The following is a 25,257-nucleotide window of genomic DNA, read 5'->3' on the forward strand; positions in this document are numbered from 1 at the left end:
TCAGAGAGTCGCAGGAATGAAGCCGTTCGCCTCCCGTTATCTGCTCCTTGTTGCATTTTTGCTGCTGGGTGCCTGCCAGAGCACACCGCCCCCCGAGGCCCCGGACGCGCGGGCGCCGGCAATCGCGCAGCTGGAGCAAAGCCTGGCCAGCAGTGAGCTGGCCACTGCCGAAGATCAATTGGCCGCCCTACAGGCGCAATCACCCAATGATCCGTCGCTGGAGCCCTACCAACGACAACTCGCCGAAGCCTATCTGCAACGCAGCCAGATCATGCTGCAAAAAGGTGATGTCAATGCCGCCGCTACGGCCCTGAGCCGGGCTCGTGTCCTGATGCCCAAGGCCCCGGCACTGACCGGTGGTGTCAACGGCGCTATCACCCAAGCCCGTAAAGCCGAGCTGGAAAAAGCCGAGGCCGCCCTCCAGGCAGCCGCCGCCAAACCGGTTGCCAAAGTCATCGACCCAACGGCTGAAAGCACAACAATTGCGCTGAACATCACCGATAGCAAGCAACTACGCCGGCAACTCGACGCGATTGCCGCTGACGTGGTGAATTACCAGTGCGACGTGAGCATCCAGGCCCCGCGCACCGAGGATTACCCCTGGCTGGCCACGTTGCTGACCAAACGTGTGCAAAAGCTGGACCCAGGCTTCGACCTGGACATCGAGCGACAAATCCTGCGGCACGTCCCGGCGCAAATGGTGTTGTCACCGCGCAAACCGTAAGTGAGATCGCCGCGTGGCCAGCGTCTTCATCGAGAAGAACACGCTGGCCACGCGGCGATCTTGTGCATTTACGGTTGTTTCGTTATCGCCAAATGGCATGACGAACGCAAAATAAATGCTAAGAACCTCTATACGGACACGCTAAAATGCCCGCCCGGCTAACCGCTGATCCTTTTCCAACGCGCCCCACAAGGTTCGCTACGTGATCGAGTTTCAAAACGTCCATAAAACCTACCGCGTTGCCGGTAAGGATATTCCCGCACTGAACCCGACCAGTCTGACGATTGAGAACGGCCAGGTGTTTGGCCTGATCGGCCATTCCGGCGCGGGAAAAAGTACCCTGTTGCGCCTGATCAACCGCCTGGAGGATGCCAGCGGCGGCAAGATCACCGTGGATGGCGAGGAAGTCACCGCGCTGGACGCCAATGCGCTGCGCCGCTTCCGTCAACAAGTCGGGATGATCTTTCAGCACTTCAACCTGCTGGCCTCCAAGACAGTCGCGGACAACGTGGCCCTGCCGTTGAATCTGGCCGGCGAGCTGTCGCGCAGCGAGATCGACCTGCGCGTGGCCGAGTTGCTGGCGCGGGTAGGCTTGTCCGACCACGCCAAGAAGTACCCGGCGCAGTTGTCCGGTGGCCAGAAGCAGCGCGTCGGCATCGCCCGCGCCCTGGCAACCAAGCCGAAAATCCTGCTGTGCGACGAAGCCACCAGCGCCCTGGACCCGCAAACCACTGCGTCGGTCCTGCAACTGTTGGCCGAGATCAACCGCGAGCTGAAGCTGACCATCGTGCTGATCACCCATGAAATGGACGTGATTCGTCGCGTTTGCGATCAAGTGGCCGTGATGGATGCCGGCTCGATCGTCGAACAGGGTCCGGTGGCCGAGGTGTTTCTGCACCCCAAGCATCCAACCACCAAGCGGTTTGTTCAGGAAGACGAGCACATCGACGAAAGCGAGCAGCGTGATGACTTCGCGCACGTGCCGGGCCGTATCGTGCGCCTGACCTTCCAGGGTGATTCGACCTACGCACCCTTGCTGGGCACCGTCGCCCGCGAAACGGGGGTGGACTACAGCATCCTCGCCGGCCGTATCGACCGCATCAAAGACGTCCCTTACGGGCAACTGACCCTGGCCATCACCGGCGGTGACATGGAAGCGGCCTTTGCCCACTTCACCGCAGCGGATGTCCACATGGAGGTGCTGCGCTAATGGAACTGCTGACAAGTTTCTTCGCCAATATCGACTGGTATGAAATCTGGCTGGCCACCGGCGACACCTTGCTGATGCTCGGTGGCTCGCTGCTGTTCACCGTATTGCTCGGCCTGCCGCTGGGCGTCCTGCTATTCCTTTGCAGCCCACGCCAGTTGCTGGAAGCCAAAGGTGTTTACGCGCTGCTGTCGCTGATCGTGAACATCCTGCGCTCGCTGCCGTTCATCATTCTGTTGATCGTGATGATCCCGTTCACCGTACTGATCACCGGCACCTCGCTGGGTGTCGGTGGCGCGATCCCGCCTCTGGTGGTTGGCGCGACGCCATTCTTCGCCCGCCTGGTGGAAACCGCCCTGCGTGAAGTCGATCGCGGCATCATCGAAGCGACCCAGGCCATGGGCGCGACCACGCGCCAGATCATCACCAACGCCTTGCTGCCGGAAGCCCGTCCGGGCATCTTCGCGGCGATCACGGTGACTGCGATCACGCTGGTGTCCTACACGGCCATGGCCGGTGTGGTGGGCGCCGGTGGCCTGGGTGACCTGGCGATCCGCTTCGGTTACCAGCGCTTCCAGACGGATGTGATGGTGGTGACCGTGGTGTTGCTGCTGGTGCTGGTCCAGGTTCTGCAAACCGTCGGCGATAAGCTGGTGGTGCACTTTTCCCGAAAATAAATGCAATCGCCGGCATCACGCTGGCAGGCGCCCGAAAAGGGCGCCTCAAAAGGAGTTTGCTGAATGAAAAAACTACTCGTCGCGTTCGCTGCCGTTGCCTCGTTCGCCGCCAATGCCGCTGAAACCCTGACGGTCGCCGCGACTCCGGTACCGCACGCGGAAATCCTCGAATTCGTGAAGCCAGCCCTGGCCAAGGAAGGCGTGGACCTCAAGGTCAAGGTCTTCACCGACTACGTACAGCCGAACGTACAGGTGGCCGAAAAACGCCTGGATGCCAACTTCTTCCAGCACCAGCCGTACCTCGATGAGTTCAACAAGGCCAAGGGCACTCACCTGGTGAGCGTGGCCGGTGTGCACATCGAACCGCTGGGCGCTTACTCCAGCAAGTTCAAGGCACTGGCTGACCTGCCAGGCGGCGCCACCGTGGTTATCCCGAACGACGCCACCAACGGTGGCCGCGCGCTGCTGTTGCTGGACAAGGCCGGCCTGATCAAGCTGAAGGACTCGAACAACATCCTGTCGACCGTCAAGGACATCACCGAGAACGCCAAGGGCCTGAAGTTCCGTGAACTGGAAGCCGCGACCATCCCGCGCGTGCTGACCCAGGTCGACCTGGCGCTGATCAACACCAACTACGCGCTGGAAGCCAAGCTTGACCCGTCCAAGGACGCGCTGACCATCGAAGGCAAAGACTCGCCTTACGTGAACATCCTGGTTGCCCGTCCGGACGACAAGGACAGCGAGGCCATGAAGAAGCTGATTGCAGCCCTGCATACGCCAGAAGTGAAAGCGTTCATTCTCGAGAAGTACAAAGGCGCGGTATTGCCAGCGTTCTGATCTGACGCTTTAACAAAAAAATGGGGCGCATTCATTGCGCCCCATTTTTTTTGCCTGAAACACTGACGTTGTGACAGCGAGCTTGCTCGCTCCCACAGATTACGTGTCGCCTTATTGACGCTTGAGCATCTCCGGCAGTTGCACCACCAGCTTCTGGTTATTCAACGGCGCACGAATGAAGCCGCGCTGGGTGCCATCCGGGCCGATCACCGCCAGGTTACCGCTGTGGTCAACGGTGTAGTTGGGTTTGCTGGTGTCGGCAGGGATAAACGGAATGCTCATCGCGTTGGCGACTTTTTGCAGCTCCTCTACCGAGTTCGGCGTCAGGCCGATGAACTGCGGGTCGAAATAGCCCAGGTACTGTTTGAGCTGCTTGGGCGTGTCGCGGTTCGGGTCGACGCTGACCAGGACGATCTGCAGTTTGTCGACCGCATCGGCCGGCAGTTCGCCTTTGATCTGGCGCAACTGCGCCAAGGTGGTCGGGCAGATGTCCGGGCAGAAGGTGTAGCCGAAAAACACCAGGCTCCATTTACCCTTCAATTCGTTGACCGTGACCGGCTGGCCGTCCTGGTTGGTCATCTGCACGTCCGGCAGGTTACGGCTTTGCGGCAACAGGATGATCCCGGCATCGATCAACGCAGTGGGATCGCCCTGCCCCTTGCCATTCAGCACTTTGTTGATGGTCAGCCCCAGCACCAGCGCAATCAGGGCAACAAGTATGAAGACGGTTTTCTGGGTTCGTGTCATAGGTTCAACATTAGGTAGTGGTCTACGAGCAGGGCGATGAACAGCAGGAACAAGTAGTAAATAGAGTACTTGAAGGTATTGATCGCCGCATGCGGCCGAGTGCCACGGTACAGCACCACGGCCCATTGCAGAAACCTCGCGCCCAGGCCCAGGGCACAGGCCAGATAAAGCAGGCCGCTCATGTGGATCACATAGGGCATCAGGCTCACCGCCAGCAGGACGAAGGTGTAGAGCAGGATGTGGACCTTGGTGTAGTGCTCGCCATGGGTCACTGGCAGCATGGGTATGTCGGCCTTGGCATACTCCTCCTTGCGATGAATCGCCAGCGCCCAGAAATGCGGCGGGGTCCAGGCGAAGATGATCAGCACCAGCAGCAAGGGCTCAGCACTGACATGCCCGGTGATCGCCACCCAGCCGAGCAGGGGCGGCGCGGCACCGGCCAGCCCGCCGATCACGATGTTTTGTGGTGTCGCACGCTTGAGGAAACCGGTATAGACCACCGCATACCCCAGCAAAGACGCGAGGGTCAGCCACGCTGTCAGCGGATTGGTGAACACCAGCAGCACGGCCTGCCCGCTCACCGCCAGGATCAACGCAAACGTCAGCGCGGCCGCGGGGGACACCCGGCCTTCGGCCAATGGCCGCTTGTGGGTGCGGGCCATGACCGCGTCGATCCGCCGATCCACCACATGGTTGACCGCCGCCGCGCCACCGGCGCACAGGGCGATCCCTAGGTTGCCGAACACCAGCACCGTCCACGGCACTCCCGCACGCGTGGCGAGAAACATGCCCACCAGCGAGGTGATCAGCATCAACACCACCACCTTGGGTTTGGTCAGCTCCAGATAGTCACGCCAGGTTGCCTGACTGTGACGCTCGCCGATCAGAGTCGCCATGGCATTTCTCCTTTTATGGTGATGGGCCCAGCGGTGTGCCTACGAGGGCTCAGGCGCCAGCGCCCGAGCGCTTGTTGCTTGACCCGGACCAGACTGGTTCGTGCGTGATAATTGACCAGCACCATGCTCAGCAGCAGCGCCGCGCCACCGGCGTTATGGGCAACGGCCACGGGCAAGGGCAGGTGAAACAGCACGTTGCTGATGCCCAGGGTGATCTGTGCCGCCAGCGCCACCAGCACCAACCCGGCAAGCCGGGTCATGCCAACGCTCCGCAGTTGCCAGGCCAGGCCCAATAACACCAGGGTGACCAGCAAGGCGCCGATCCGGTGCGTCAGGTGGATGGCCGTGCGCGCATCACTGTCCAGTTGCCCGCCCAGGTAGTTGGGGCCGATGTGCTGGGTCAGGTGAAAGCCGTTGGCGAAATCAGCCGGTGGCAGCCATTGCCCGTGGCAGGTGGGGAAGTCGATACAGGCCACCGCCGCGTAGTTGGAACTGACCCAGCCACCCAGGGCGATCTGGCCGATCACCAGCAGCAAGCCGGCCGTCGCCCAATACTGCAGGCGTCGCGGCACGATCAACGCCGGCAAGACGCCAGACAGGCGCAAGGTCAGCAAGAACAACAGGCTCAAGGTGGCAAAACCACCCAGCAGATGCCCCGTCACCACCTGTGGCCAGAGCTTGAGCGTCACGGTCCACATGCCGAAGGCGGCTTGGGCGACCACCACCACCAGCAAGAACAACGGCAGCTTCAGGGGTTGGTCCTGATGATGGCGATGAGTCCAGGCGCGTGCCGCCAGCAACACGATCAGCAGCCCCAGGGTGCCGGCGAAGTAGCGATGGATCATCTCGTTCCAGCCCTTGTGGGCCTCAACCGGTGTATCGGGAAAATGCCGTTCGGCATGGGCCAGTTGGGCTTCGCTTTGCGGCACGCTGACAAAGCCGTAGCAACCCGGCCAGTCGGGACAACCCAGGCCGGCGTGGGTCAACCGGGTATAGGCGCCCAGCAAGACGACAATCAGTGCCAGCAAGGTGGCAAACAGCGCAAGGCGAAATCCAGGTTTGGCCATGACGAAGCCCTTATCCGATATTCGACAGTTTCAACAGATGACGCAGATCGTTGAGCAGGTCCTTGCCTTTGACGGTGGGACCGTAGCGCAGTACCAGATTGCCGTGCGGGTCGATGATCCACAGCTGCGCCGGACCTTTGCCCTGAACAGTTTTAGTGTAGGTCGAAAGGTCCAGTGGATAACGCTGCAATTGCGGGTATTCACGGCTCAGCTTGGCGTCGTAGTCGGCGCTCAGCGGGTGCGCGACGGCCAGTGCATGGCTGGCGCGCGAGGCCTCGCGCCCCAGGCCGACCTGGATCTGCCGGGCCAGGTACACCAGTTGCTGGCAATCCACCGAGCACTCCTGCGGCGCGGTGACCAATAGCTGCCAGCGAACCTCGTCCGCCTGCACGCCCAGCTCGGCACGACTCTGACCGTTACCAATCAGCTCGCCGTGATAACTGCGACCTTCCGGTACCCAGAACTGCAATTTGTACATGCCCGTGGCGAGGATCATCGGACCGACCACCATCAGTACAATCAGGATCAACTGCCAGCGCCCGCGACGACGCTGTGGCGCACCTGTTTCAGACATGTTGGGTGGATTCATGGCCGCTCCCATGGTGTTTCTCCCTTGCGTTGTGCCATCCGAGGTACAGATAGAGACCGAACAGGGCGAACGCCAGGGCGAACCACTGCACGGCATAACCGAGGTGTTTTTCCGGCCCCATGGCCACCACTGGCCAATCCGCCAGGTAGGACGCAGGACCTGTTTGAACCCGTAGTTCATAGGTAAAACCACGGCGGTCAAGTTCACGCCACAGCTTGCCCGGCTCGATCGCCGTCACCAGCCGGGGCCAGTTCGCACCTGCCGGATCGGCCTGCAATTGAAAGGTTGCACCGGGCGCGACATAGACCCACGCGACCAGATCCAACTCCTGTTCCGGGGTGCTGAACACAGGCGGCACGCGCCGGTCCGGCCATGGCAGCCAGCCACGATTGACCAGCAGCCACTGGCCGCTGGCCTGGTCGAGAAACGGTTGCAGCAACTCGACACCCACCCTGCCGTCACGCTGGCGGTTATCCAGCAGCACGCTGTGTTCGGCGTCGAAATGACCGTGCAGCCATACCCGCTGGAAGGCAGGGTCCGGGTTGTCCAGCAACCGAGCGACAGGCACCGGCTCGGCTGTCCGACGCTCGGCGTAGCTTTCGAGCAATTGCTGTTTCTGCTCGCCACGACCCAATTGCCAGAATCCCAGCGACACCAGCAAGGGCAGCAACAGCGCCACCACCAGTGTCGGTACGAACCCCGGCCGGAAACCTTTCATGACAGCGCCGCAAAGTCAGCGGGTGAGCTCGCTATACTCAAATACATCGCGTTTCCCCCGGAGTCACAGCATGCTCAAAGCAGCCATCGTCCTGATGCTGATTGCCACGGTTGTCAGCCTGTTCAGCGGCCTGTTTTTTCTGGTCAAGGACGACAGCCACTCCAATCGCCTGGTCATCGCCCTGAGTGTTCGCGTCAGCCTGGCCGCCATTACCCTCGGCCTGATCGCCTGGGGCTTCTTCAGTGGCCAGCTGGTTTCTCACGTCCCCTGGTAGCCGGTGTCAGAGCACATAGACGAAGACAAACAAGCCGATCCACACCACGTCCACGAAGTGCCAATACCAGCTCGCGGCCTCGAAGCCGAACTGATGGTCGGCATCGAAATGCCCGCGCATGATCCGCATCAGCATCACGAACAGAATGATCGTGCCGATGGTCACGTGGGCGCCGTGGAAGCCGGTCAGCATGAAGAAGGTGGCCCCGTAGATACCCGAACCCAGGGTCAGTCCCAGTTCGTGATAGGCGTGGATGTATTCCTCGGCCTGGAAGCCCAGGAATGCGCACCCCAGCAGTACCGTCAGCGCCAGCCAGACTTTCAGCGCGCCACGATGGCCCTTTTTCAAGGCATGGTGGGCAATGGTCACCGTGACGCTGGAGCTCACCAGAATGACGGTATTGAGCAGCGGCAGCCCCCATGGACTGATGACTTCCCGGGGAGGTGGGAACAGTGTCGAGTCGGGGTTGCTGAGCAGCGGCCAAGTGAATTCGAAGTTCGGCCAGAGCATGTGGGCAATGCCTTTGGTGCCTTCGCCACCGAGCGCCGGACCGGCAATGGTGCGCACATAAAACAGCGCACCGAAGAACGCGATGAAGAACATCACCTCGGAAAAGATGAACCAGCTCATGCCCCAACGGAACGAGCGATCCAGCTGGGCGCTGTACAACCCCGCACGGCTTTCCTTGATCACGGTGCCGAACCAGCCGAACAGCATGTAGGCCAGCAACAGGCTGCCCACGAAGAAGATCAGCGGGCCATGGGACTCGGGGCGCACCGCCTTCAGGTCGTTGAACCAGGTACCGAGACCGAACATGGTGACGAACATGCCGACCGTGGCGATGATCGGCCATTTGCTCTGGGCGGGAACGTAATAATGCTCATGAGTTGCCATTTATTGTTCTCCTTATCGGGCACGCTTGAACGTCTAGCCACCGGTCTTTTCAGTTACAGCCACGGGCGGATGACGCGCGGTGATATCGAACAGCGTGTAAGCCAGCGTCAGGTGCTTCACATCCTTGGGCATGTCGCGGTCAACGATGAAACGTACCGGCATCTCGATCTGTTGACCGGGCTGCAGCACTTGCTGGGTGAAACAGAAACATTCGGTCTTGTGGAAGTACATCGCCGCACTGCTCGGTGAAATACTCGGGACCGCCTGGGCACTCATCGGGTGCTGGCTGGGGTTGCGTGCGATGAAGATCATCTCGTTCACCGCACCGGGGTTGACCACAATGTCGTCGGACTTGGGATAGAACTCCCACACCATGTCGATGGCATTGGTCGACAGAAACTGCACCCGCACCTGCCGCGACGCGTCGACCTGTTGCTCGCCCTGATACTGCCCACCCGTCTTGCCGTTGATACCCAGCGCCTTGCACATCACGTCATAGATCGGCACCAGCGCAAAGCCAAAGACAAACATCGCCACCACCACCATCAACAAGCGGGTGACCAGTTTCTTCATCGAGATCGAGTCAGCCATGGTGTACGTCCTCCACACAAAACCCTGTGGAAGAAGCGGGCGAGCCCGTCACCACAAGGCCAACGCTGTTCATTTCACTTCCGGCGGTGTGGTGAAGGTGTGGTACGGGGCCGGTGACGGAATGCTCCACTCCAGTCCTTCGGCACCTTCCCAGGGTTTCGCCGGGGCCGCAGGACCGCCGCGAATGGTCTTGATCACGATGAACAGGAAGAAGATTTGCGTGGCCCCGAAGGTAAAGGCACCGATGGACGACACCATGTTGAAGTCGGCGAATTGCAGGTTGTAGTCGGGAATCCGCCGCGGCATCCCCGCCAGCCCGACAAAGTGCATCGGGAAGAACGCCATGTTCATGCCGATGAAAGATAACCAGAAATGCAGCTTGCCGAGGGTTTCGTCGTACATGTGGCCGGTCCATTTCGGCAGCCAGTAATACGCCGAAGCGAAGATCCCGAAGATCGCCCCTGGCACCAGCACGTAGTGGAAGTGCGCGACCACGAAATAAGTGTCCTGGTACTGGAAGTCCGCCGGGGCAATGGCGAGCATCAACCCGGAGAAGCCGCCGATCGAGAACAGAATCACGAACGCCACCGCAAACAGCATCGGTGTCTCGAAGGTCAGCGAGCCTTGCCACATGGTACTGGCCCAGTTGAACACCTTGACCCCGGTGGGCACCGCGATCAGCAACGTCGCATACATGAAGAACAATTCGCCCACCAGCGGGATACCGACCACGAACATGTGATGGGCCCAGACGATAAACGACAGGAAGGCGATACTCGCCGTTGCGTAGACCATCGAGGTGTAGCCGAACAGCGGCTTGCGCGAGAAGGTCGGGATGATCGCGCTGACGGCACCGAAGGCCGGCAGGATCATGATGTACACCTCCGGGTGGCCGAAGAACCAGAACACGTGCTGGAACAGCACCGGATCACCACCACCGGCCGCACTGAAGAAGCTGGTGCCGAAATGGATGTCCATCAGCATCATGGTCACGCAGCCGGCCAGCACCGGCATCACCGCAATCAACAGGAACGCGGTGATCAGCCAGGTCCAGACGAACAGCGGCATTTTCATTAAGGTCATGCCCGGCGCACGCAGGTTGAGAATGGTGGCAATCACATTGATCGCCCCCATGATCGAACTGATCCCCATCATGTGAATGGCAAAGATGAAGAAGGTCACGCTTTCCGGCGCATAGGTCGTGGAGAGCGGCGCGTAGAAGGTCCAGCCGAAGTTCGGTCCGCCACTCGGCGTGAACAGCGTCGAGATCAGCAGCAAAAACGCCGCCGGCAGCAGCCAGAAACTGAAGTTGTTCATTCGCGGCAACGCCATGTCCGGCGCGCCGACCATCAGCGGAATCATCCAGTTGGCCAAGCCGACAAAGGCGGGCATCACCGCACCGAAGACCATCACCAGACCATGCATGGTGGTCATCTGGTTGAAGAACTCCGGCTGGACAATCTGCAGGCCGGGCTGGAACAGCTCGGCGCGGATCACCATGGCAAACGAGCCACCCAACAGGAACATGATGAAACTGAACCACAGATACAATGTGCCGATGTCCTTGTGGTTGGTGGTCAGTACCCAACGCATCAAGCCCTTGGCAGGACCGTGGGCGTGGTCCGCATGGCCATGGTCATCGATCACTGCACTCATGTCCTGACTCCTGGAATCGGATGGGCTGGGCGGCTCGGGCGCATTGCGCCCCAAACCTTCACGGGAACGCGCAATAGACCGGGTCATTTGCTTTGCGCCTGTTTGAGGGCCAGCACGTCTTTCGGGGTGACCATGTCGCCTTTGTTGTTGCCCCACGCATTTCGTTCGTAGGTCACGACGGCCGCGATATCGACTTCCGACAACTGCTTGCCGAATGCGGCCATGGCGGTGCCGGGTTTGCCATGGAACACGATTCCCAGGTGATCCTCTTTCGGCCCGGTGGCTATTTTCGAGCCCTTGAGCGCCGGGAACATCGGCGGCAAGCCCTGACCTTCGGCCTGGTGACAGGCCACGCAGGAGGTGTGGTACACCTTGTCGCCACGTGCCTTGAGCTCGTCCAGGGTCCATTCCTTGCTGGTCAGCTCCTTGAGCTGGGCGGCCTCGACTTTGCGTTCGGCCAGCCAGGTGTCGTAGTCGGCCTTGCTTCTGACATCGACCACAATCGGCATGAAGCCGTGATCCTTGCCACACAACTCCGCACACTGTCCCCGGTAGATGCCGGGCTTCTCGACACGGGTCCAGGCCTCGTTGACGAACCCGGGAATCGCATCGCGCTTGACCGCAAACGCCGGCACCCACCAGGAGTGGATAACGTCGGCGGACGTCACCAGGAAGCGCACCTTGGCCCCCGTCGGCAGCACCAATGGCTGGTCGACTTCCAGCAGGTAGTGTTCGCCCTTGGCGCTCTTGTTGTTGATCTGCTCTTGCGGTGTGGCCAGGTTGCTGAAGAACTCGACGTCCTGGCCCAGGTATTTGTACTGCCACTTCCACTGATAACCGGTGACCTGGATATCGATATCCGACTCACTGGCGTCGTACATCTTGATCAGGGTGGCGGTCGCCGGAACGGCCATGGCGACGAGAATGATGAAAGGCACGATGGTCCAGAGGATCTCGACCGTCGTACTTTCATGGAACTTGGCAGCTTCCTGCCCGGTGGAGCGCCGGTGCATCATCATCGACCAGAACATGGCGCCGAAAACGATGATGCCGATCACCACACAGATCCAGAAGATGGTCATGTGCAGGTCAAATACTGCGTGACTGATTTCAGTCGCTCCAGGCGCCATATTCACAGTCCAGGCCGCTTGCGCCTGACTGAAAATCGACCACAACAGGAGGCCCATCCAGACATGTGGATGTCGCATCATTGCGGGTTCCCCTTATCGTTCTTGTTATCCCGCCGGCTTTCACCTGCGGCAAGGGAGCGGCACTTTTCAGACTACGAACTTGAATCGCCGGGCCTTGCTGCCTATGCAGTCGGGCGTCATCAGCTAACTCCATTCAAGACCGAGTATAGACAGCGAGTCCGACCTCGCAACGCGATGTCGTAAATCAACTGAAACACCCGGGGCTTGCACTACAGGCCACGGATGGAGAAGGATGAGGGATAGGTGATGGCAAATCGATATAACGTAGTCGCATCAAAGGTGAAACAATTATGACAAATACGTCTTAGCGGCTTTCATAAGCAAGCTAACTTATGTCTTCCCCTATTTCCTTGCCTTCGTTTACTGGAGTTTTCATGAACACCGCCGCATTGCGCGAGCAGATCAAACTTGCCCAACAACATGAAACCGAAACCGGTCAGCTGACCCGTCAGCTGGAAGTCCAACTGCCACACCTGCACTCCGCCATCCAGATACCGGACGTCGACGCCAAGGGCGTGATGACCCGTTTTGTTGCCGCCTATATAGACCAGGTACCGGACCTGCTCGACGCCGCCAATGCGGTCGCGCGCGAAGCCGGTATCGAATCCCAGATCAAGCCGGTGCTGAAGATCGCCGAGCAATTCTTCATCCAGCCACCGGCAATCATGACCGGTCACGTAGGCCTGGATAGCCTGCTGGACGAGTCCTACCTGGCCCATCGCCTGGTAGAAGAGGTGAACGACCTCTACATCAAACATTTCGGCCAGCCACTGATCCCATTGGACATGACTGTCGCCAACCTGATTGCCCACCAACTGATCGGCGAAGCGTTCGCCAACCAGCTGGATGAGGCTGTTCATCACGCCGTTGACGAAATGCTCAGCGAAGAAAGCTTCGCACTGGAATCCGTCGAGGCCTACCGGGAAAAACTGAACAGCCCGGACACCGGTGCTGCCTGGAAGCGCTGGCCATGCCTGTCACGCCAGCTTGGCGTAGGGCTGGATCTGGATCAGCCGGCCGCCTGAGCCCCTCCAATACTTGTGGGAGCAGCCTTGCTTGCTCCCACAAGGACATTTAACCGGCTGAACCTCTTTCAGTCGCCCCCTCCATGAAAACTTCCCCCGGATTGACTCCGGTGTGGCGAAGCCTGGACGCTTTTTCAGCAGTCTCGACCAGCCAGCCTGCGAAAAGGCGGTTGCTCGGAAGATCTAGAAGCGCGCCTTGGGCGTCGCCATGGGGATCGGAAGGCTACCATCCAAAGGCAGGAAGCAGCCCTTGTCCGCGTCGTAGGCTTTTATTTCACTGGTTTCGATGCTGTAGACCCAGCCATGGATGAACAGCTGACCGTTGGCCATGCGCGAAGCCACGGAGGGGTGAGTGCGCAAATGCTGCAGCTGGGCGATCACGTTTTCTTCGGTCAGCACCTGCATACTTTCGTTTTCATCAGCGCAATTGCAGTTTTCCTGGACCATGGTTTTCGCGACTTCAGCGTGGCGCAACCAGGCCTTTACCGTGGGCATTTTTTCCAGGGTCTGCGGGTTCAGGACCGCCCGCATGGCACCACAATCGGAATGTCCGCAAATGATGATGTGCTGCACACCCAACGCCAGTACCGCGTACTCGATGGCCGTGGAAACACCGCCATTCATTTGCCCGTAAGGGGGTACGACGTTACCCACATTGCGCGCGACAAACAGGTCGCCTGGGGCGCTTTGGGTGATGAGCTCCGGGACGATGCGCGAGTCGGCACACGCGATAAACATTGCTCGTGGCCGCTGGGCCGTGGCGAGTTTCTTGAAGAGTTCTTCCTGCTCTGGAAAGACGTCGCGATGAAAATGTAAAAAGCCGTCAACGATATGCTTCAGCGCTGCATCGGCGCTTTCGACCTCTGGCAGGCCAGAAGCCGACGCAGCCAACGGCTGTTTATCCTTGTCACTCATCATTCTTCCTCTTTGACGCAGTAGGGGAATCTTCCCGTGTTCCAGGCCACACAATGCGTGACCAGCGTACAAAGTCCGCACTTTGCATACTACTCAACCATAGGCCAATAGCCGCTATAGCAGCGACATCTGGGCACCCGGCGGACAAAAGGCCTGGCAATCCAGATTGAAGCCTTCGCGCTGGTTGAGCCCTAGACGTTTTATTGTCTTGGCAAAGCGTTGCGCCAGCAAGTCGGCAAAAGGCCCTTCACCGCGCATGCGAGCCCCGAAGCGACTGTCATACAACTCACCACCACGACTTTGGCAAATCAGACTCAAGACATGGGCTGCGCGTTGCGGGTAGTGGGCCGACAGCCACTCCTCGAACAGCGGTGCAACCTCCAGCGGCAGGCGCAACATCATGTAAGCCGCACTCTGGGCACCGGCCGCATGGGCTTCGGTCAGCAGGCTTTCCAGTTCGCTGTCGTTGATCATCGGAATCATCGGCGAACACAACACACCGACCGGAATGCCAGCCTCTCGCATGACCCGAATCGCCCTCAAGCGTGCCTTGGGTGCCGCGGTTCGCGGTTCAAGAATGCGTTTGAGTTCGTCGTCCAGGCTCGTCAGGCTGATCATCACCGCCACCAATCGCCGCTCGGCCAATTCGGACAACAGATCCAGATCGCGAAGAATCAGCGACCCCTTGGTAATGATGGTCACCGGATGCCGGTAGCGCAGCAGCACTTCAAGGATGTGACGGGTAATCCTGTGTTCGCGCTCGATCGGCTGATAAGGGTCGGTGTTGGAACCGAGATTGATCGGTGCACACTGATAACCACGCTTGGATAACTGTTGCTCAAGCACGTCGGCGGCATTGCTTTTGGCAATTAGCCGGGTCTCGAAATCGAGCCCGGGCGACAGGTCCCAATAAGCATGGCTGGGCCGCGCATAACAGTAGATGCAACCGTGCTCGCAGCCCCGATAGGGATTGATCGAGCGATCGAAGGGCAGATCGGGTGAGTTGTTGCGGGTGATGATGGTTTTCGCCGTTTCGATGCGCACTTCAGTACCTTGGGTCAGCGGCACTTCCTGATACCAACCGTCGTCTTCGGCGACCGAGCGGTTCGGTGCAAAGCGGTTGTGCGGGTTGGTCGCGGTACCGCGGCCACGCGGGGGCAGGGGCGTGATCATTATTAGATCTCTCTGGCTGTACATCCATACAGTACCGGAGAATACATAGACCAGCCAGTACCGTTCGGCCCGCCATTGAGGGGTATTAACCCTTCGGGCACGGCACGTAGCACGCAACTAATAGAGAACTGTCGAGCCGTGCCTGAATATGTTTCAAGCTCTAGCCAATCGATTGAGCAAGCCGGCCCCAATAAGGGCCGGTTGCGTTTTACGGAAGGGGATTACGCGTCGTCGGTTTTTTTCTTCAGCTTCGGGTTCACAAAAAACTGCACGGTCTGGACCTTCGCGTCCGGTACCTTCAATGCGCTGGTATTCACCCGCGTACCCAACTCCTTGGGCACTGACAACCCTTGTTCATTGAGCGTATCGGAGTAACCGCAGGCCACGCACTCGCGGTGCGGCACATCGTCTTCGCTCCACATCATCAACTTGTCCGGCTCGCTGCACGCCGGGCAGACCGCGCCGGCGATAAAGCGTTTCTTGGTTTTGCTCACAGGCCCGTCACTCATGCTGCCGCGTCCTCGTCGAGGCCGCTGTGGCGCAAGAGTGCGTCAATCGACGGCGCACGTCCGCGGAAGTCGACGAACAGCACCATAGGCTCCTGAGAACCGCCGCGGGCCAGGATCGCCTCGCGGAATGCCCGACCGGTGGCGGCGTTGAGCACGCCTTCCTCTTCGAACCTGGAGAACGCGTCGGCCGACAGTACTTCAGCCCACTTGTAGCTGTAATAACCCGCCGCGTAACCGCCGGCAAAAATATGCGCGAAGCTGTTCGGGAAACGGTTGTAGGCCGGTGGCCGCATGACCGAGACCTCATCACGCACGCCTTCGAGCACCTGCAGCACGCTACGGCCATCGCCATGCGTGGCGTGCAGTTCAAAGTCGAACAACGAAAACTCCAGCTGACGGACCATCATCAGGCCGGACTGGAAATTTTTCGCCGCTAGCATCTTCTGCAACAGGTCCTGAGGCAGCGGCTCGCCGGTTTCATAATGGCCGGAGATCAGCGCCAGGCCTTCCGGCTCCCAGCACCAATTCTCCATGAACTGGCTCGGCAGCTCGACCGCATCCCAGGCAACACCATTGATACCGGACACACCCGCATGCTCGACGCGGGTCAGCAGGTGATGCAGGCCATGGCCAAACTCGTGGAACAGCGTGGTGACTTCATCGTGAGTCAGCAGCGCGGGCTTGCCGCTGTCGGCCGGGGTGAAGTTGCACACCAGGTTGGCCACCGGGCTTTGCAGCACGCCTGCGGCGGTACGGCGACGGTCGCGAGCGCCGTCCATCCAGGCACCGCCGCGCTTGTTGGCGCGCGCATAGAGGTCGAAGAAGAAACGACCGACGTGCTCACCGTTTTCCTTGATTTCGAACAGGCGAACATCCGGGTGCCAGGTGTCGAACCCTTCCTGCTCGGCGATTTCGATGCCGTACAGGCGCTGTACGATGGCGAACAGGCCGCTCAGTACCTTGTCGATCGGGAAGTATGCACGCAGTGCTTCCTGGGCAACGCTGTAGCGCTGCTCACGGAGTTTTTCCCCATAGAAACCGCTGTCCCAGCTTTGCAGGTCCGAGCAGCCCTGTTCAGCGGCGTACGCCTTCAACTGCTCCAGATCCTGTGCGGCAAATGGCTTGCTGCGTTTGGCCAGGTCGCGCAGGAAGCTCAGCACCTGATCGCTGGATTCGGCCATTTTGGTGGCCAGGCTCAGCTGCGCGAAACTGCTGTAGCCCAAGAGTTTTGCCAGCTCCTGACGCAAGTCGAGGATTTCTTCCATCACGGGGCCGTTATCGTTCTGACCGGCGTTCGGGCCTTGGTCCGACGCACGGGTGCAGTAAGCGGCGTAGACTTCTTCGCGCAGCGCGCGGTCATGGGCGTAGGTCATCACCGCGAAATAGCTCGGGAATTCCAGGCTGATCAGCCAACCGTCCAGGCCCTTGGCTTGCGCCGCGGCAGCCATCTGCGCCTTGGCCGAATCGGTCAGGCCGGCGAGGGCGGCTTCATCGGTGATGTGTTTGGTCCAGGCCTGGGTGGCATCGAGCAGTTGATTCGAGAAACGGCTGCCCAGTTCGGACAGTTTGCTCTGCACCTCAGCGTAACGCTTCTGTTCGGCTTCCGGCAGGTCGATACCCGACAGGCGGAAGTCACGCAGCGAGTGTTCGAGGATGGTTTTCTGGGCAACGTCAAAACAGGCGGCTTCCGGACTGGTGGCCAAGGCTTCGAACGCCTGGAACAGTTCACGGTTCTGGCCCAGCTCGGTGGAGTAGGCGCTCAGGGCAGGCAGGCAGGACTCGTACGCTTCACGCAACTCAGCGCTGTTGCACACCGCATTGAGGTGGCTGACGGGGCTCCAGGCGGCCCCCAGACGGTCATTGAGCTCGTCCATCACCAGCACCAGGCCGGCCCAGGTCGGTTGTTTGCCCTGGGTCTCGAGGATCCCGGCAATGGCGGCGCGGTTGTCGGCGAGGATCTGTTCGATGGCCGGTTGTACGTGCTCGGCGCGGATCGCCGAGAACGGCGGCAGGTCGTAGGACTGCAAAAGAGGGTTGTTCACGCTCACGGTTGGCACCTTGGCTGGAAGAAACATTGCCCCATCTTAATTACAATCGGCGCCAACCGCAGCTATCAGCAACAGAGAGAGAGCCTATCGTGTCCCTTCGCAAGTACCAGAACCACACCCCCATGCTCGGCAACGGCGCCTTTGTCGACGGCTCGGCGGTGGTGATCGGCGACGTCGAAATAGGCGCGGACAGCTCGGTCTGGCCGTTGACCGTGATTCGCGGTGACATGCACCGTATCCGGATTGGCCAGCGCACCAGCGTGCAGGATGGCTGCGTGCTGCACATCACCCACGCCGGCCCGTTCAACCCGGACGGCTTCCCGTTGCTGATCGGCGATGACGTGACCATTGCGCACAAGGTCATGTTGCACGGATGCACGGTGGGCAACCGGATTCTGATCGGCATGGGCAGCATCGTCATGGACGGTGCCGTCGTCGAGGACGACGTGATCGTCGGCGCCGGCAGCCTGGTGCCACCGGGCAAACGCCTGGAAAGCGGCTACCTGTATGTGGGCAGCCCGGTGAAGCAGGCTCGCCCTTTAACTGACAAGGAGCGGGCCTTTTTTACCTACAGCGCTGCCAACTACGTCAAGCTCAAAGACCTGCATCTGGCCGAAGGCTACGACCAGCTCTGACTCTCACCCAGGAATTTTCATGCATTACCAAAGCGTTTTATTCGACCTTGATGGCACCCTGACCGACCCGCGAGAGGGCATCACCCGTTCCATCCAATTCGCCCTGAGCAAGCTGGGGATCGACGAGCCGGACCTGACCAGGCTCGAACACTTCATCGGCCCGCCCTTACTGCAGGCCTTCATGCAGTTCTACGACTTCGACGAGGCCAAGGCCTGGGAAGCGGTCAATTTCTATCGCGAGCGCTTCAAGGTCACGGGACTGTATGAGAACCGTGTGTTTGACGGCGTGACACCCCTGCTGGAAACCCTCTGCGGGCAGGGCCGGCAGCTGTACATCGCGACATCAAAACCGTGGATTTTCGCCCGGGAAATTGCCCGGCACTTCGACTTCGCCCGGCACTTCAAGGTGATCTACGGCAGCGAACTGGACGGCACCCACACCGACAAGGTCGAGCTGATTGCCCACCTGATGGCCGAAGAGGGCCTGGACCCGAGCACCACCCTGATGATCGGCGACCGCAAACATGACCTGATCGGCGCTCGACGCAACGGGCTGGACGCGGCAGCCGTGGGTTATGGTTTTGGCAGCCATGAAGAGCTAAGTGCTGAACAACCGGCGTATCACTTCGAGACCCTGAGCCAGTTGCATCAGGCATTTTTGCCGCGCTAGTTCAATTGCGGGCACACCAGCACCCAGTGTGGGGCTGGCGTGCCATGCAAAGACCCGTTCAGCCACCTGGCTTTTCTGGCACTGCCAAGGCTTTCAACGCCGCCTTGCGCTGTTCGATCGGCAACCCTCCCAGTCTCTCGACCGCCGCATAAAACGTCGTCCAATCACCACCCGACTGCTTGAACAGTTCGGCAAACGCCGGCACCCATTGGTCATACAGCCCGAACGGCAGCAACCGGGCGTTGTTCATCGGGGCGTTGATCCAGGTATCGAAGCGCTTGTTACCGGCCCAAAGGCTGTCGCGCAGGGTTCGATAGTCGCTGCGCATGCGTTCGAATTCGGCGGCTTTGCGCTGGCGCATCGGCTCCGGCGCCAAGGGTAGCGCATAGAGTTTTTCCAGGCGGGTGCGGGTATCCAGAACCAGTCGGACAAACTGTTCGCGTTGCTGCTCCTGGACCTTACTGGCCGGCGGCAAGCCCCTTGCCGTGCGCCATTGGCGGGTGCCTTCCTGTTCGACAAACGTGGCGAACGACTCGTTGAACTCGGTGTCGTCCTTCACATAGCAACGCTGATGCGCCAGCTCGTGAAAAATCAGGGTCGCCAGGCGCTCATCGCCCCAACCGAGCATCGAATTCATGATCGGGTCATTGAACCAGCCCAGGGTTGAATAGGCCTCCACCCCGCCGATCGAGACATCCATGCCTTGCAGACGCTGCAACGCCGCTTCCCCCCTCGCGGCGCTCTGGCTGTAGTACCCGCGATAGGCCACGCACCCGGCTATGGGAAAGCAATAGTTCTGCGGGTTGAGGGAAAATTCCGGCGTGACGAACACATTCCACACCACATAAGGCCGGCCAATATCGGCGTAGAGGCGATAGCTCTGGTTATCCGGCAAGTGCATGTGCTGGCTGGCGAAGTCCCGGGCTTTTTGTGATTGCCTGAGATGCGCGCGCAGTGTTGCATCGCTGGCCGGGTCGCTGATCACCGTGCTCACAGGCTCGCGCGCCCGCAGCAATTGCAGCTGGCCACTGGCCAACTGGCCGTAGTAACTGACACTCGCACAACCGTTCAGCCATAAAAACAGCACAGCCGGAAACAAAACGCGCAAAACGCGATCAAGTAACCGATGGCTTGGAAGCAGCCTGATCACATCGAATCATCCTTGGGAATTCTGCCCGCAAGACTATCTCGCCTGACTGGAGCTTCGCTATGCGCGTGTTACTGCTGACTGGAGGCCTGCTGATGTTGGCCGGCTGTGCTGGACTGCCCCAACCCGACCCTACACAAGCATGGATCGACCTGGCCCCCCATCCGGAAGACACCACACTGCATGCGCTGGAAGTCGACGATAAGGCGACCCTTGATAAACGCTACTTCGAAGTCTCGCCGGGCCGTCACGAATTGAAGGTGCGCTATCAGTTTGCGGTGCAGCCGACCAACATTGGTCCCGATGCCCAGCCGCTGTGGCGCGATTGCCAGCTGAGCGTGAAGTTCAGCGAGTTCAATGCCGGCCAACGCTATCAGCTACAAGCAGGGAATATCGGTTTTCGGCCGTGGGCCAAACTTTACGATCAGCAGCGAAAAGTCGTAGGCCAGGCGCAACCGGCAGGCTGCCAGGGCACTTGATCGGCGCTATGCTTAGCCAATTACCGCCCGGAAATTGAGCATGCGAAGGTATTTGTTGTTATTTGCCGTCAGTTCGCTGGCCGCCTGTGCCAGCCCCTTGCCGGACGTCAACCCGGCGATGGCCTGGGTCGACTTCGCCATGCCCACGCCCGGCGGAAAGGTATTGATGGCTGAGCGCCTGGACAACCAGCCGCAGCGCGATGGACGGTTCTTCCAGGTCCCGCCTGGCAGTCATGAGCTTATGGTTCGATTTGATTTCGAGGTATTCGGTGGCGGGATGAGCATGAACACCGACCCACAGGAACGGCTGTGCTATCTGACCCTTCGCTATGATCATTTTGAAGCGGGCCAACGCTATCGGCTCGAAGCCCGCTCGCTCGCCTTCACACCCAGCGCCCGGCTGTACAACGCCCAGCGCAAGATCGTCGCCGAAGAACGTCAGGTCAACTGTGTGCCATAAGGCTGATCAGTTGTCGTTCTTCTGATAGATGATTTTCTTGGTGCCATTTTCGCAAGTACCGACCACCATGTTCTGGTCATGCACTTCGTCATTGCTGACGATTTCCAGCGTGTAAGAGGATACGTTGTTGGCCTGGATCTTGGCTTCGATCTCGGCCTTGAGTTCTTCGCAGGGTTTCGGCGCAGCCATGGCCGATGTGGCCAACGCACCGCAGAAAACCGCCAAGGCAAAACGTTTCATGGTTGAAGCTCCCTTGAAGCAGCGCGTACGAACATACACTTAAGCCGCTGCCATTCATTCGACCACAGTTTTGCCCGGCGAGTTCTGATTTGTGGCAACTCCACAAAGGCGCTGTCAGCTGACGAGTGTGCCATCAAGGGTAATGGTGGCATTCAGCACCTTGGACACCGGACAGCCTTCCTTGGCCTTTTTGCTCAGCTCTTCAAATTGCTGCTGGCTGGCGCCGGGGATTTTCGCCTTGAGAATCAGGTGCACCACCGTGATCGCAAAACCACCCTCGACCTGATCCAGCGTGACTTCAGCATGGGTATCGATGGTGGTGGCCTTGAGGCCAGCCTCGCCGAGGATCATCGAAAAGGCCATGGAGAAACAGCCTGCGTGAGCGGCGCCGATCAGTTCTTCCGGGTTGGTGCCTGGGCCACCTTCGAAACGCGCCTTAAAGCCATAGGGTGCATTTTTCAGGACACCGGTTTCGGTCGAGATAGAACCCAGGCCGGTTTTCAGATCGCCGACCCAATGCGCCGATGCTCTCTTCTTGATGCTCATCTTTGCCTCCTCACTGGCGCGAGCGACCGCGCCTTGATGGTTTTCGGTTGTCAGGGATTCTGAGGATAGAAGGCCGGGCAAGGTTCATCCTGTCGAATCGAGCCGTTGATCGGGTAGGCAATTTCAGCTCGGCTATTGAAACTCGGGTATATGCCCACATTGCATGAAACACGCCTTCACATTCGGCAGGTTTTCATTCGAGAGAAAAGCCTGCGCCCCCCATTGGAGAAGCAGGCCATGAAACAGCTGTCCGAGATCAAATTCTCAACCCTGGACCTGGTACCCGTTCGCGAGAACGGCAGCCCCGCCCAATCGCTGCGCAACTCGCTGGACCTGGCGCAACACGTTGAAAAATGGGGCTACAACCGCTTCTGGGTGGCTGAACACCACAACATGGACGGTATCGCCAGCTCCGCGACCTCGGTATTGCTGGGTTACCTGGCCGGCGGGACATCGAGCATCAGGGTCGGCTCAGGGGGCGTCATGCTGCCCAACCATGCACCGCTGGTGATCGCCGAGCAGTTCGGCACCCTGGAAAGCCTGTACCCAGGCCGCATCGACCTTGGACTGGGACGCGCCCCGGGTTCTGACCAAATGACCGCTCGTGCCTTGCGCCGCGAACGCGGCGGCAGCGCCGACGACTTTCCAGAAGATGTCGCCGAACTGGTCCGTTACCTCGGCCCACGTACACCCGATCAACGCATCATCGCCATGCCCGGCACCGGCACCAACGTCCCGGTCTGGTTATTGGGCTCCAGTCTGTTCAGCGCACAACTGGCGGGCGAACGGGGTCTGCCTTACGCCTTTGCCTCGCATTTCGCACCGCGCTACCTGCACGAAGCGATTCGCGTCTACCGCAATCACTTCAAGCCATCTGCAGTACTGGATAAACCCTACGTCATGCTCGGCGTGCCGCTGGTGGCCGCCGACACCGACGAGCAGGCGGACTACCTGGCCACCTCGGTCTACCAACGGATTCTGGCGCTAATGCGCGGGCAAAGCCTGGTTCAGCGCCCCCCGGTGAACAGCATGGACGGCCTGTGGCTGCCTCATGAAAAACAAGCCGTAGGCGATTTCCTGGGGCTGGCGATGGTCGGCAGCCCGGCGAAGATTCGCGGCAAGCTTGAGGTATTGATCGAACAGACCCAGGCCGATGAGCTGATCTTCACCTGCGACCTGTACGAACACGCCGACCGCTTGCACTCCTACGAATTGCTGGCGCAGGTGATGAAGGGCTAAGGCTCAGACAGCGGCCAGAAAAAAGCCGACGCGCTGGCGTCGGCTTTCAACTGCAGCGTGTACTCGGTCTACTTCTTGTAGACGATTTCCTTGGCACCGCCTTCACAGGTACCTACGACTTTTCCGCCAGCGGCAGTACCTTTGTCGACGATCTCCAGCGAATAACCGGAAACACCCTTGGCATCCAGTTTCGCGGCAATTTCGGCTTTCAGCTCTTCACACGGCTTGCCTGCCGCAAAGACTGTTCCCGCCATGCTCAGCAAACCTACAGCCAGAATCAACTTCTTCATCGGTCACGTTCCCTGGTTAGATCAAAAGGATGAACCTCGATGCTCAGGCGATGAACGCCCAAGGCCAAATAGCGCATTGCCATCTCCTGTGGCAATCGGCCAGCGCATAAGTTCAAAAGCCTAGTTCAACCTCAGCTATTGGCAATCCGGAAACCGACCTTGAGTGTCACTTGAAAATGCTCCGCCTTGCCGTCCTTGATGTGGCCCCGGGTTTCAGTCACCTCGAACCACTCCATATGCTTGATGCTCTTGCTGGCCTCGGCCAGTGCGTTATTGATGGCCTCTTCTATGCTGGTGGGGGACGAGCCAACCAGTTCGATTTTCTTGTAAGTGTGATGGTCAGTCATGGCGTTCTCCTTGAAGGTACCTACAGCCTAGCAGTGATTTTTTGTATTTCTTCTGCAGGCCACGGCCATGGACCGGTTCAGATTTTCTGCACTTTCAGGAACGGCTGGAGTCCCAACCCACACACGCCACTCAATCAATGCAGGAGAGTCACCATGGCCAACACCTCGCTACGTAAAGCCTCATTGCAAAGCATGGAAGCTGAGATCGAGAGTCTGCTCAAGTCGTTGGAAAACCTGAAGAGTGATGCCTCGGACGAGTCGCTGAAAACCCTCAAAAGCCTGAAAAGCAACGCCGAGAACGCGCTGAGACACTCGCGCAGCCTGCTCAGCGATGCGTACGAAGAAGTCAAAGTCAAAACCCGTGAAACCGGGATCGCGACCCGCGATTATGCTCAGCAACACCCATGGACCACGACCGGTGTCGCGGTCGGCGCACTGGGTTTGCTGGCGGCTTATCTGCTGTGCAAACGCAGTCGCTAAAGCGTCTGCTGCAGCTCGTTCTTGAGCCATTGCGCCAACTGCCGAGCGCGCCCATCCGCGGCGCGCTTGGGTAGCCACAATGCCAGTTGCGCCGGGGTTTCGGAAAAACCCCAGGGCGCCACCAGGCGACCGGCCTTCAAATCCTCGGCCACCAGCGGCTGCGGGGCAATCGCCACCCCCAGACCGGCCACCGCCGCCTCCAACAGGTAGTACAAATGCTCGAAGCCCTGCCCGTACTTCAACGCCCTGGCGTCGAGGTCATTACGTTGTGCCCAGCTGGGCCAGGCCTGCGGGCGTGAGGTGGTGTGCAGCAAGGGTTCGTTGAGCAGGGCGCTGGCCGGTGCCTGGCGCAGCGCTTCGTAACCAGCGAAGCGGGGGCTCAGCACCGGGCCGATGCGCTCGCTGGTCAGCTCATATACGTGCATGTCCGCCGGCCAGGGCGGCTCGGCAAACACCAACAAGGCATCCAGCCCCGGTCGACGCGGATCAAGATCGCCTTCACCCGCCGACAGGTGCAAGCGCAGATCCGGCAGGTCGGCATTCAGCCGGCCCAGGCGTGGTATGAACCAGCGCGCCAGCAAGCTGCCTGAACACCCGAGCACGAACGGCGCATCGGCATGGCCTTGGGTCAGTTCGCTGCACACCGTGCGCAAACGCTCAAAAGCCTCGCCGCTGGCATCGCGCAAACGCACACCCGCATCTGTGAGTTTCAGGCCGCGTCCGTCCTTGACGAACAGGCTGACCCCCAGATGCGCCTCCAGCACTTTCAATTGCCGGCTGACCGCACCATGGGTGACATGCAATTGCTCCGCCGCCTGACTGACGCTGTTCAAGCGGGCCGTCGCCTCGAAGGCGCGCAAGGCATTGAGCGGGGGAAGGTCGTGGCTCATTTTATCTGTGAGTTTTCCTGACAGGTTGTGGCGATCTTATCGGTTTTCAGCGCAGAACGTCAGGGGTAGAGTGAAC

At 59.7% G+C, this 25,257-nt stretch carries 31 protein-coding genes; 12 read left to right on the plus strand and 19 right to left on the minus strand.

The annotated features are described in order from the left end of the window. The first annotated feature begins 16 nt into the window (after positions 1-16). The 4 genes from CKW29_RS16175 to CKW29_RS16190 all read left to right on the plus strand — a co-directional run bounded on the left by CKW29_RS16175 (position 17) and on the right by CKW29_RS16190 (position 3,445). On the plus strand, positions 17-724 hold the full coding sequence (locus CKW29_RS16175) for a PA5502 family lipoprotein (protein ID WP_095147046.1): 708 nt from the start codon (positions 17-19) through the stop codon (positions 722-724). Between the two features lie 202 nt (positions 725-926). Beyond that, positions 927-1,934, plus strand: a complete 1,008-nt coding sequence (locus CKW29_RS16180; RefSeq protein ID WP_095147045.1) for a methionine ABC transporter ATP-binding protein — start codon at positions 927-929, stop codon at positions 1,932-1,934. Beyond that, positions 1,934-2,608, plus strand: coding sequence for a methionine ABC transporter permease (locus tag CKW29_RS16185; protein ID WP_027616612.1), 675 nt, complete (start codon positions 1,934-1,936; stop codon positions 2,606-2,608). Before CKW29_RS16180 ends, CKW29_RS16185 begins: the two co-directional genes overlap by 1 nt. Before the next feature lie 63 nt (positions 2,609-2,671). Next, entirely contained in the window at positions 2,672-3,445 is a 774-nt protein-coding gene (locus CKW29_RS16190; protein WP_095147044.1) for a MetQ/NlpA family ABC transporter substrate-binding protein, read from the plus strand. Positions 3,446-3,556: 111 nt separating this feature from the next. Here CKW29_RS16190 and CKW29_RS16195 read toward each other — a convergent pair whose 3' ends face one another. The 5 genes from CKW29_RS16195 to CKW29_RS16215 are packed head-to-tail and all read right to left on the minus strand — an operon-like array spanning position 3,557 to position 7,462. After that, positions 3,557-4,192, minus strand: coding sequence for an SCO family protein (locus CKW29_RS16195; protein ID WP_095147043.1), 636 nt, complete (start codon positions 4,190-4,192; stop codon positions 3,557-3,559). Further along, positions 4,189-5,088 carry a heme o synthase gene (gene cyoE, locus CKW29_RS16200; protein ID WP_095147042.1) on the minus strand — a complete coding sequence of 300 codons (900 nt, stop codon included), beginning with the start codon at positions 5,086-5,088 and terminating at the stop codon, positions 4,189-4,191. The genes CKW29_RS16195 and cyoE overlap by 4 nt, the downstream gene beginning before the upstream one ends. Further along, entirely contained in the window at positions 5,076-6,155 is a 1,080-nt protein-coding gene (locus CKW29_RS16205; protein WP_095147041.1) for a heme A synthase, read from the minus strand. The genes cyoE and CKW29_RS16205 overlap by 13 nt, the downstream gene beginning before the upstream one ends. Positions 6,156-6,165: 10 nt before the next feature. Then, positions 6,166-6,756, minus strand: coding sequence for a hypothetical protein (locus tag CKW29_RS16210; protein WP_095147080.1), 591 nt, complete (start codon positions 6,754-6,756; stop codon positions 6,166-6,168). After that, the gene (locus tag CKW29_RS16215; protein WP_095148830.1) at positions 6,722-7,462 is read right to left on the minus strand and encodes an SURF1 family protein; all 741 of its coding nucleotides are present in this window, start codon (positions 7,460-7,462) and stop codon (positions 6,722-6,724) included. Before CKW29_RS16215 ends, CKW29_RS16210 begins: the two co-directional genes overlap by 35 nt. 70 nt (positions 7,463-7,532) lie before the next feature. Here CKW29_RS16215 and CKW29_RS16220 point away from each other — a divergent pair, with 70 nt between their 5' ends. After that, entirely contained in the window at positions 7,533-7,736 is a 204-nt protein-coding gene (locus tag CKW29_RS16220) for a twin transmembrane helix small protein (RefSeq protein ID WP_095080895.1), read from the plus strand. 6 nt (positions 7,737-7,742) lie between these two features. Here CKW29_RS16220 and CKW29_RS16225 read toward each other — a convergent pair whose 3' ends face one another. From CKW29_RS16225 to coxB, 4 genes are all read right to left on the minus strand, one after another. Next, complete coding sequence (locus tag CKW29_RS16225) at positions 7,743-8,630, minus strand: cytochrome c oxidase subunit 3 (protein ID WP_095080896.1); 888 nt, start codon at positions 8,628-8,630, stop codon at positions 7,743-7,745. A 33-nt stretch (positions 8,631-8,663) separates the two neighbouring features. Next, a complete protein-coding gene (locus CKW29_RS16230; RefSeq protein WP_095080898.1) occupies positions 8,664-9,221 on the minus strand; it encodes a cytochrome c oxidase assembly protein in 558 nt (185 codons plus the stop codon). A gap of 69 nt (positions 9,222-9,290) precedes the next feature. Further along, complete coding sequence (gene ctaD, locus CKW29_RS16235; protein WP_095147039.1) at positions 9,291-10,877, minus strand: cytochrome c oxidase subunit I; 1,587 nt, start codon at positions 10,875-10,877, stop codon at positions 9,291-9,293. Positions 10,878-10,960: 83 nt separating this feature from the next. Continuing rightward, positions 10,961-12,088, minus strand: a complete 1,128-nt coding sequence (gene coxB / locus CKW29_RS16240; protein WP_095147038.1) for a cytochrome c oxidase subunit II — start codon at positions 12,086-12,088, stop codon at positions 10,961-10,963. 374 nt (positions 12,089-12,462) lie between these two features. Between coxB and CKW29_RS16245 the strand changes: the two genes are divergently transcribed. Beyond that, positions 12,463-13,113, plus strand: a complete 651-nt coding sequence (locus CKW29_RS16245; RefSeq protein WP_095147037.1) for a hypothetical protein — start codon at positions 12,463-12,465, stop codon at positions 13,111-13,113. Positions 13,114-13,296: 183 nt separating this feature from the next. Here the strand turns inward: CKW29_RS16245 and CKW29_RS16250 are convergent, their stop codons facing one another. The 4 genes from CKW29_RS16250 to prlC form a co-directional block, all read right to left on the minus strand. Continuing rightward, the gene (locus tag CKW29_RS16250; protein ID WP_095147036.1) at positions 13,297-14,028 is read right to left on the minus strand and encodes a carbonic anhydrase; all 732 of its coding nucleotides are present in this window, start codon (positions 14,026-14,028) and stop codon (positions 13,297-13,299) included. A 114-nt stretch (positions 14,029-14,142) separates the two neighbouring features. After that, positions 14,143-15,201, minus strand: a complete 1,059-nt coding sequence (locus tag CKW29_RS16255; RefSeq protein WP_095147035.1) for a PA0069 family radical SAM protein — start codon at positions 15,199-15,201, stop codon at positions 14,143-14,145. A 221-nt stretch (positions 15,202-15,422) separates the two neighbouring features. Beyond that, positions 15,423-15,710 carry a YheV family putative zinc ribbon protein gene (locus CKW29_RS16260; protein WP_095147034.1) on the minus strand — a complete coding sequence of 96 codons (288 nt, stop codon included), beginning with the start codon at positions 15,708-15,710 and terminating at the stop codon, positions 15,423-15,425. Beyond that, positions 15,707-17,758, minus strand: coding sequence for an oligopeptidase A (prlC, locus tag CKW29_RS16265; protein WP_095147079.1), 2,052 nt, complete (start codon positions 17,756-17,758; stop codon positions 15,707-15,709). The genes CKW29_RS16260 and prlC overlap by 4 nt, the downstream gene beginning before the upstream one ends. A gap of 89 nt (positions 17,759-17,847) precedes the next feature. Here prlC and CKW29_RS16270 point away from each other — a divergent pair, with 89 nt between their 5' ends. Continuing rightward, positions 17,848-18,393, plus strand: a complete 546-nt coding sequence (locus CKW29_RS16270) for a gamma carbonic anhydrase family protein (RefSeq protein ID WP_095147033.1) — start codon at positions 17,848-17,850, stop codon at positions 18,391-18,393. A gap of 19 nt (positions 18,394-18,412) precedes the next feature. Further along, positions 18,413-19,063 (plus strand): HAD family hydrolase, encoded by a 651-nt coding sequence (locus tag CKW29_RS16275; protein WP_095147032.1) that lies wholly within the window; start codon positions 18,413-18,415, stop codon positions 19,061-19,063. Between the two features lie 58 nt (positions 19,064-19,121). On the opposite strand, the gene CKW29_RS16280 is transcribed toward CKW29_RS16275, so the two are convergent. After that, the gene (locus tag CKW29_RS16280) at positions 19,122-20,213 is read right to left on the minus strand and encodes an aminopeptidase (RefSeq protein WP_095147031.1); all 1,092 of its coding nucleotides are present in this window, start codon (positions 20,211-20,213) and stop codon (positions 19,122-19,124) included. A gap of 59 nt (positions 20,214-20,272) precedes the next feature. Between CKW29_RS16280 and CKW29_RS16285 the strand changes: the two genes are divergently transcribed. Continuing rightward, complete coding sequence (locus CKW29_RS16285) at positions 20,273-20,689, plus strand: hypothetical protein (RefSeq protein ID WP_095080955.1); 417 nt, start codon at positions 20,273-20,275, stop codon at positions 20,687-20,689. Positions 20,690-20,729: 40 nt separating this feature from the next. After that, positions 20,730-21,149: a hypothetical protein gene (locus tag CKW29_RS16290; RefSeq protein ID WP_095147030.1), complete on the plus strand. Its 420-nt coding sequence runs from the start codon at positions 20,730-20,732 to the stop codon at positions 21,147-21,149. Positions 21,150-21,155: 6 nt separating this feature from the next. Here the strand turns inward: CKW29_RS16290 and CKW29_RS16295 are convergent, their stop codons facing one another. Together CKW29_RS16295 and CKW29_RS16300 are read right to left on the minus strand one after the other, a co-directional pair. Next, positions 21,156-21,389 (minus strand): DUF1161 domain-containing protein, encoded by a 234-nt coding sequence (locus tag CKW29_RS16295; RefSeq protein ID WP_095080959.1) that lies wholly within the window; start codon positions 21,387-21,389, stop codon positions 21,156-21,158. 114 nt (positions 21,390-21,503) lie between these two features. Further along, positions 21,504-21,935, minus strand: coding sequence for an OsmC family protein (locus CKW29_RS16300; protein ID WP_095147029.1), 432 nt, complete (start codon positions 21,933-21,935; stop codon positions 21,504-21,506). 237 nt (positions 21,936-22,172) lie between these two features. Here CKW29_RS16300 and CKW29_RS16305 point away from each other — a divergent pair, with 237 nt between their 5' ends. Further along, the gene (locus tag CKW29_RS16305) at positions 22,173-23,174 is read left to right on the plus strand and encodes an LLM class flavin-dependent oxidoreductase (RefSeq protein ID WP_095148831.1); all 1,002 of its coding nucleotides are present in this window, start codon (positions 22,173-22,175) and stop codon (positions 23,172-23,174) included. Positions 23,175-23,242: 68 nt separating this feature from the next. Here CKW29_RS16305 and CKW29_RS16310 read toward each other — a convergent pair whose 3' ends face one another. Then, entirely contained in the window at positions 23,243-23,464 is a 222-nt protein-coding gene (locus CKW29_RS16310; RefSeq protein WP_095147027.1) for a DUF1161 domain-containing protein, read from the minus strand. Between the two features lie 131 nt (positions 23,465-23,595). After that, the gene (locus tag CKW29_RS16315) at positions 23,596-23,811 is read right to left on the minus strand and encodes a dodecin (RefSeq protein WP_095147026.1); all 216 of its coding nucleotides are present in this window, start codon (positions 23,809-23,811) and stop codon (positions 23,596-23,598) included. A 153-nt stretch (positions 23,812-23,964) separates the two neighbouring features. Between CKW29_RS16315 and CKW29_RS16320 the strand changes: the two genes are divergently transcribed. Next, entirely contained in the window at positions 23,965-24,291 is a 327-nt protein-coding gene (locus CKW29_RS16320; RefSeq protein ID WP_095147025.1) for a YqjD family protein, read from the plus strand. Here the strand turns inward: CKW29_RS16320 and CKW29_RS16325 are convergent. Continuing rightward, the gene (locus CKW29_RS16325) at positions 24,288-25,181 is read right to left on the minus strand and encodes a LysR family transcriptional regulator (protein WP_095147024.1); all 894 of its coding nucleotides are present in this window, start codon (positions 25,179-25,181) and stop codon (positions 24,288-24,290) included. The two genes, CKW29_RS16320 and CKW29_RS16325, sit on opposite strands and share 4 nt — an antisense overlap. Positions 25,182-25,257 lie beyond the last annotated feature (76 nt).

The sequence above is a fragment of the Pseudomonas sp. Irchel s3a18 genome, from assembly GCF_900187535.1.
Lineage (GTDB): Bacteria > Pseudomonadota > Gammaproteobacteria > Pseudomonadales > Pseudomonadaceae > Aquipseudomonas.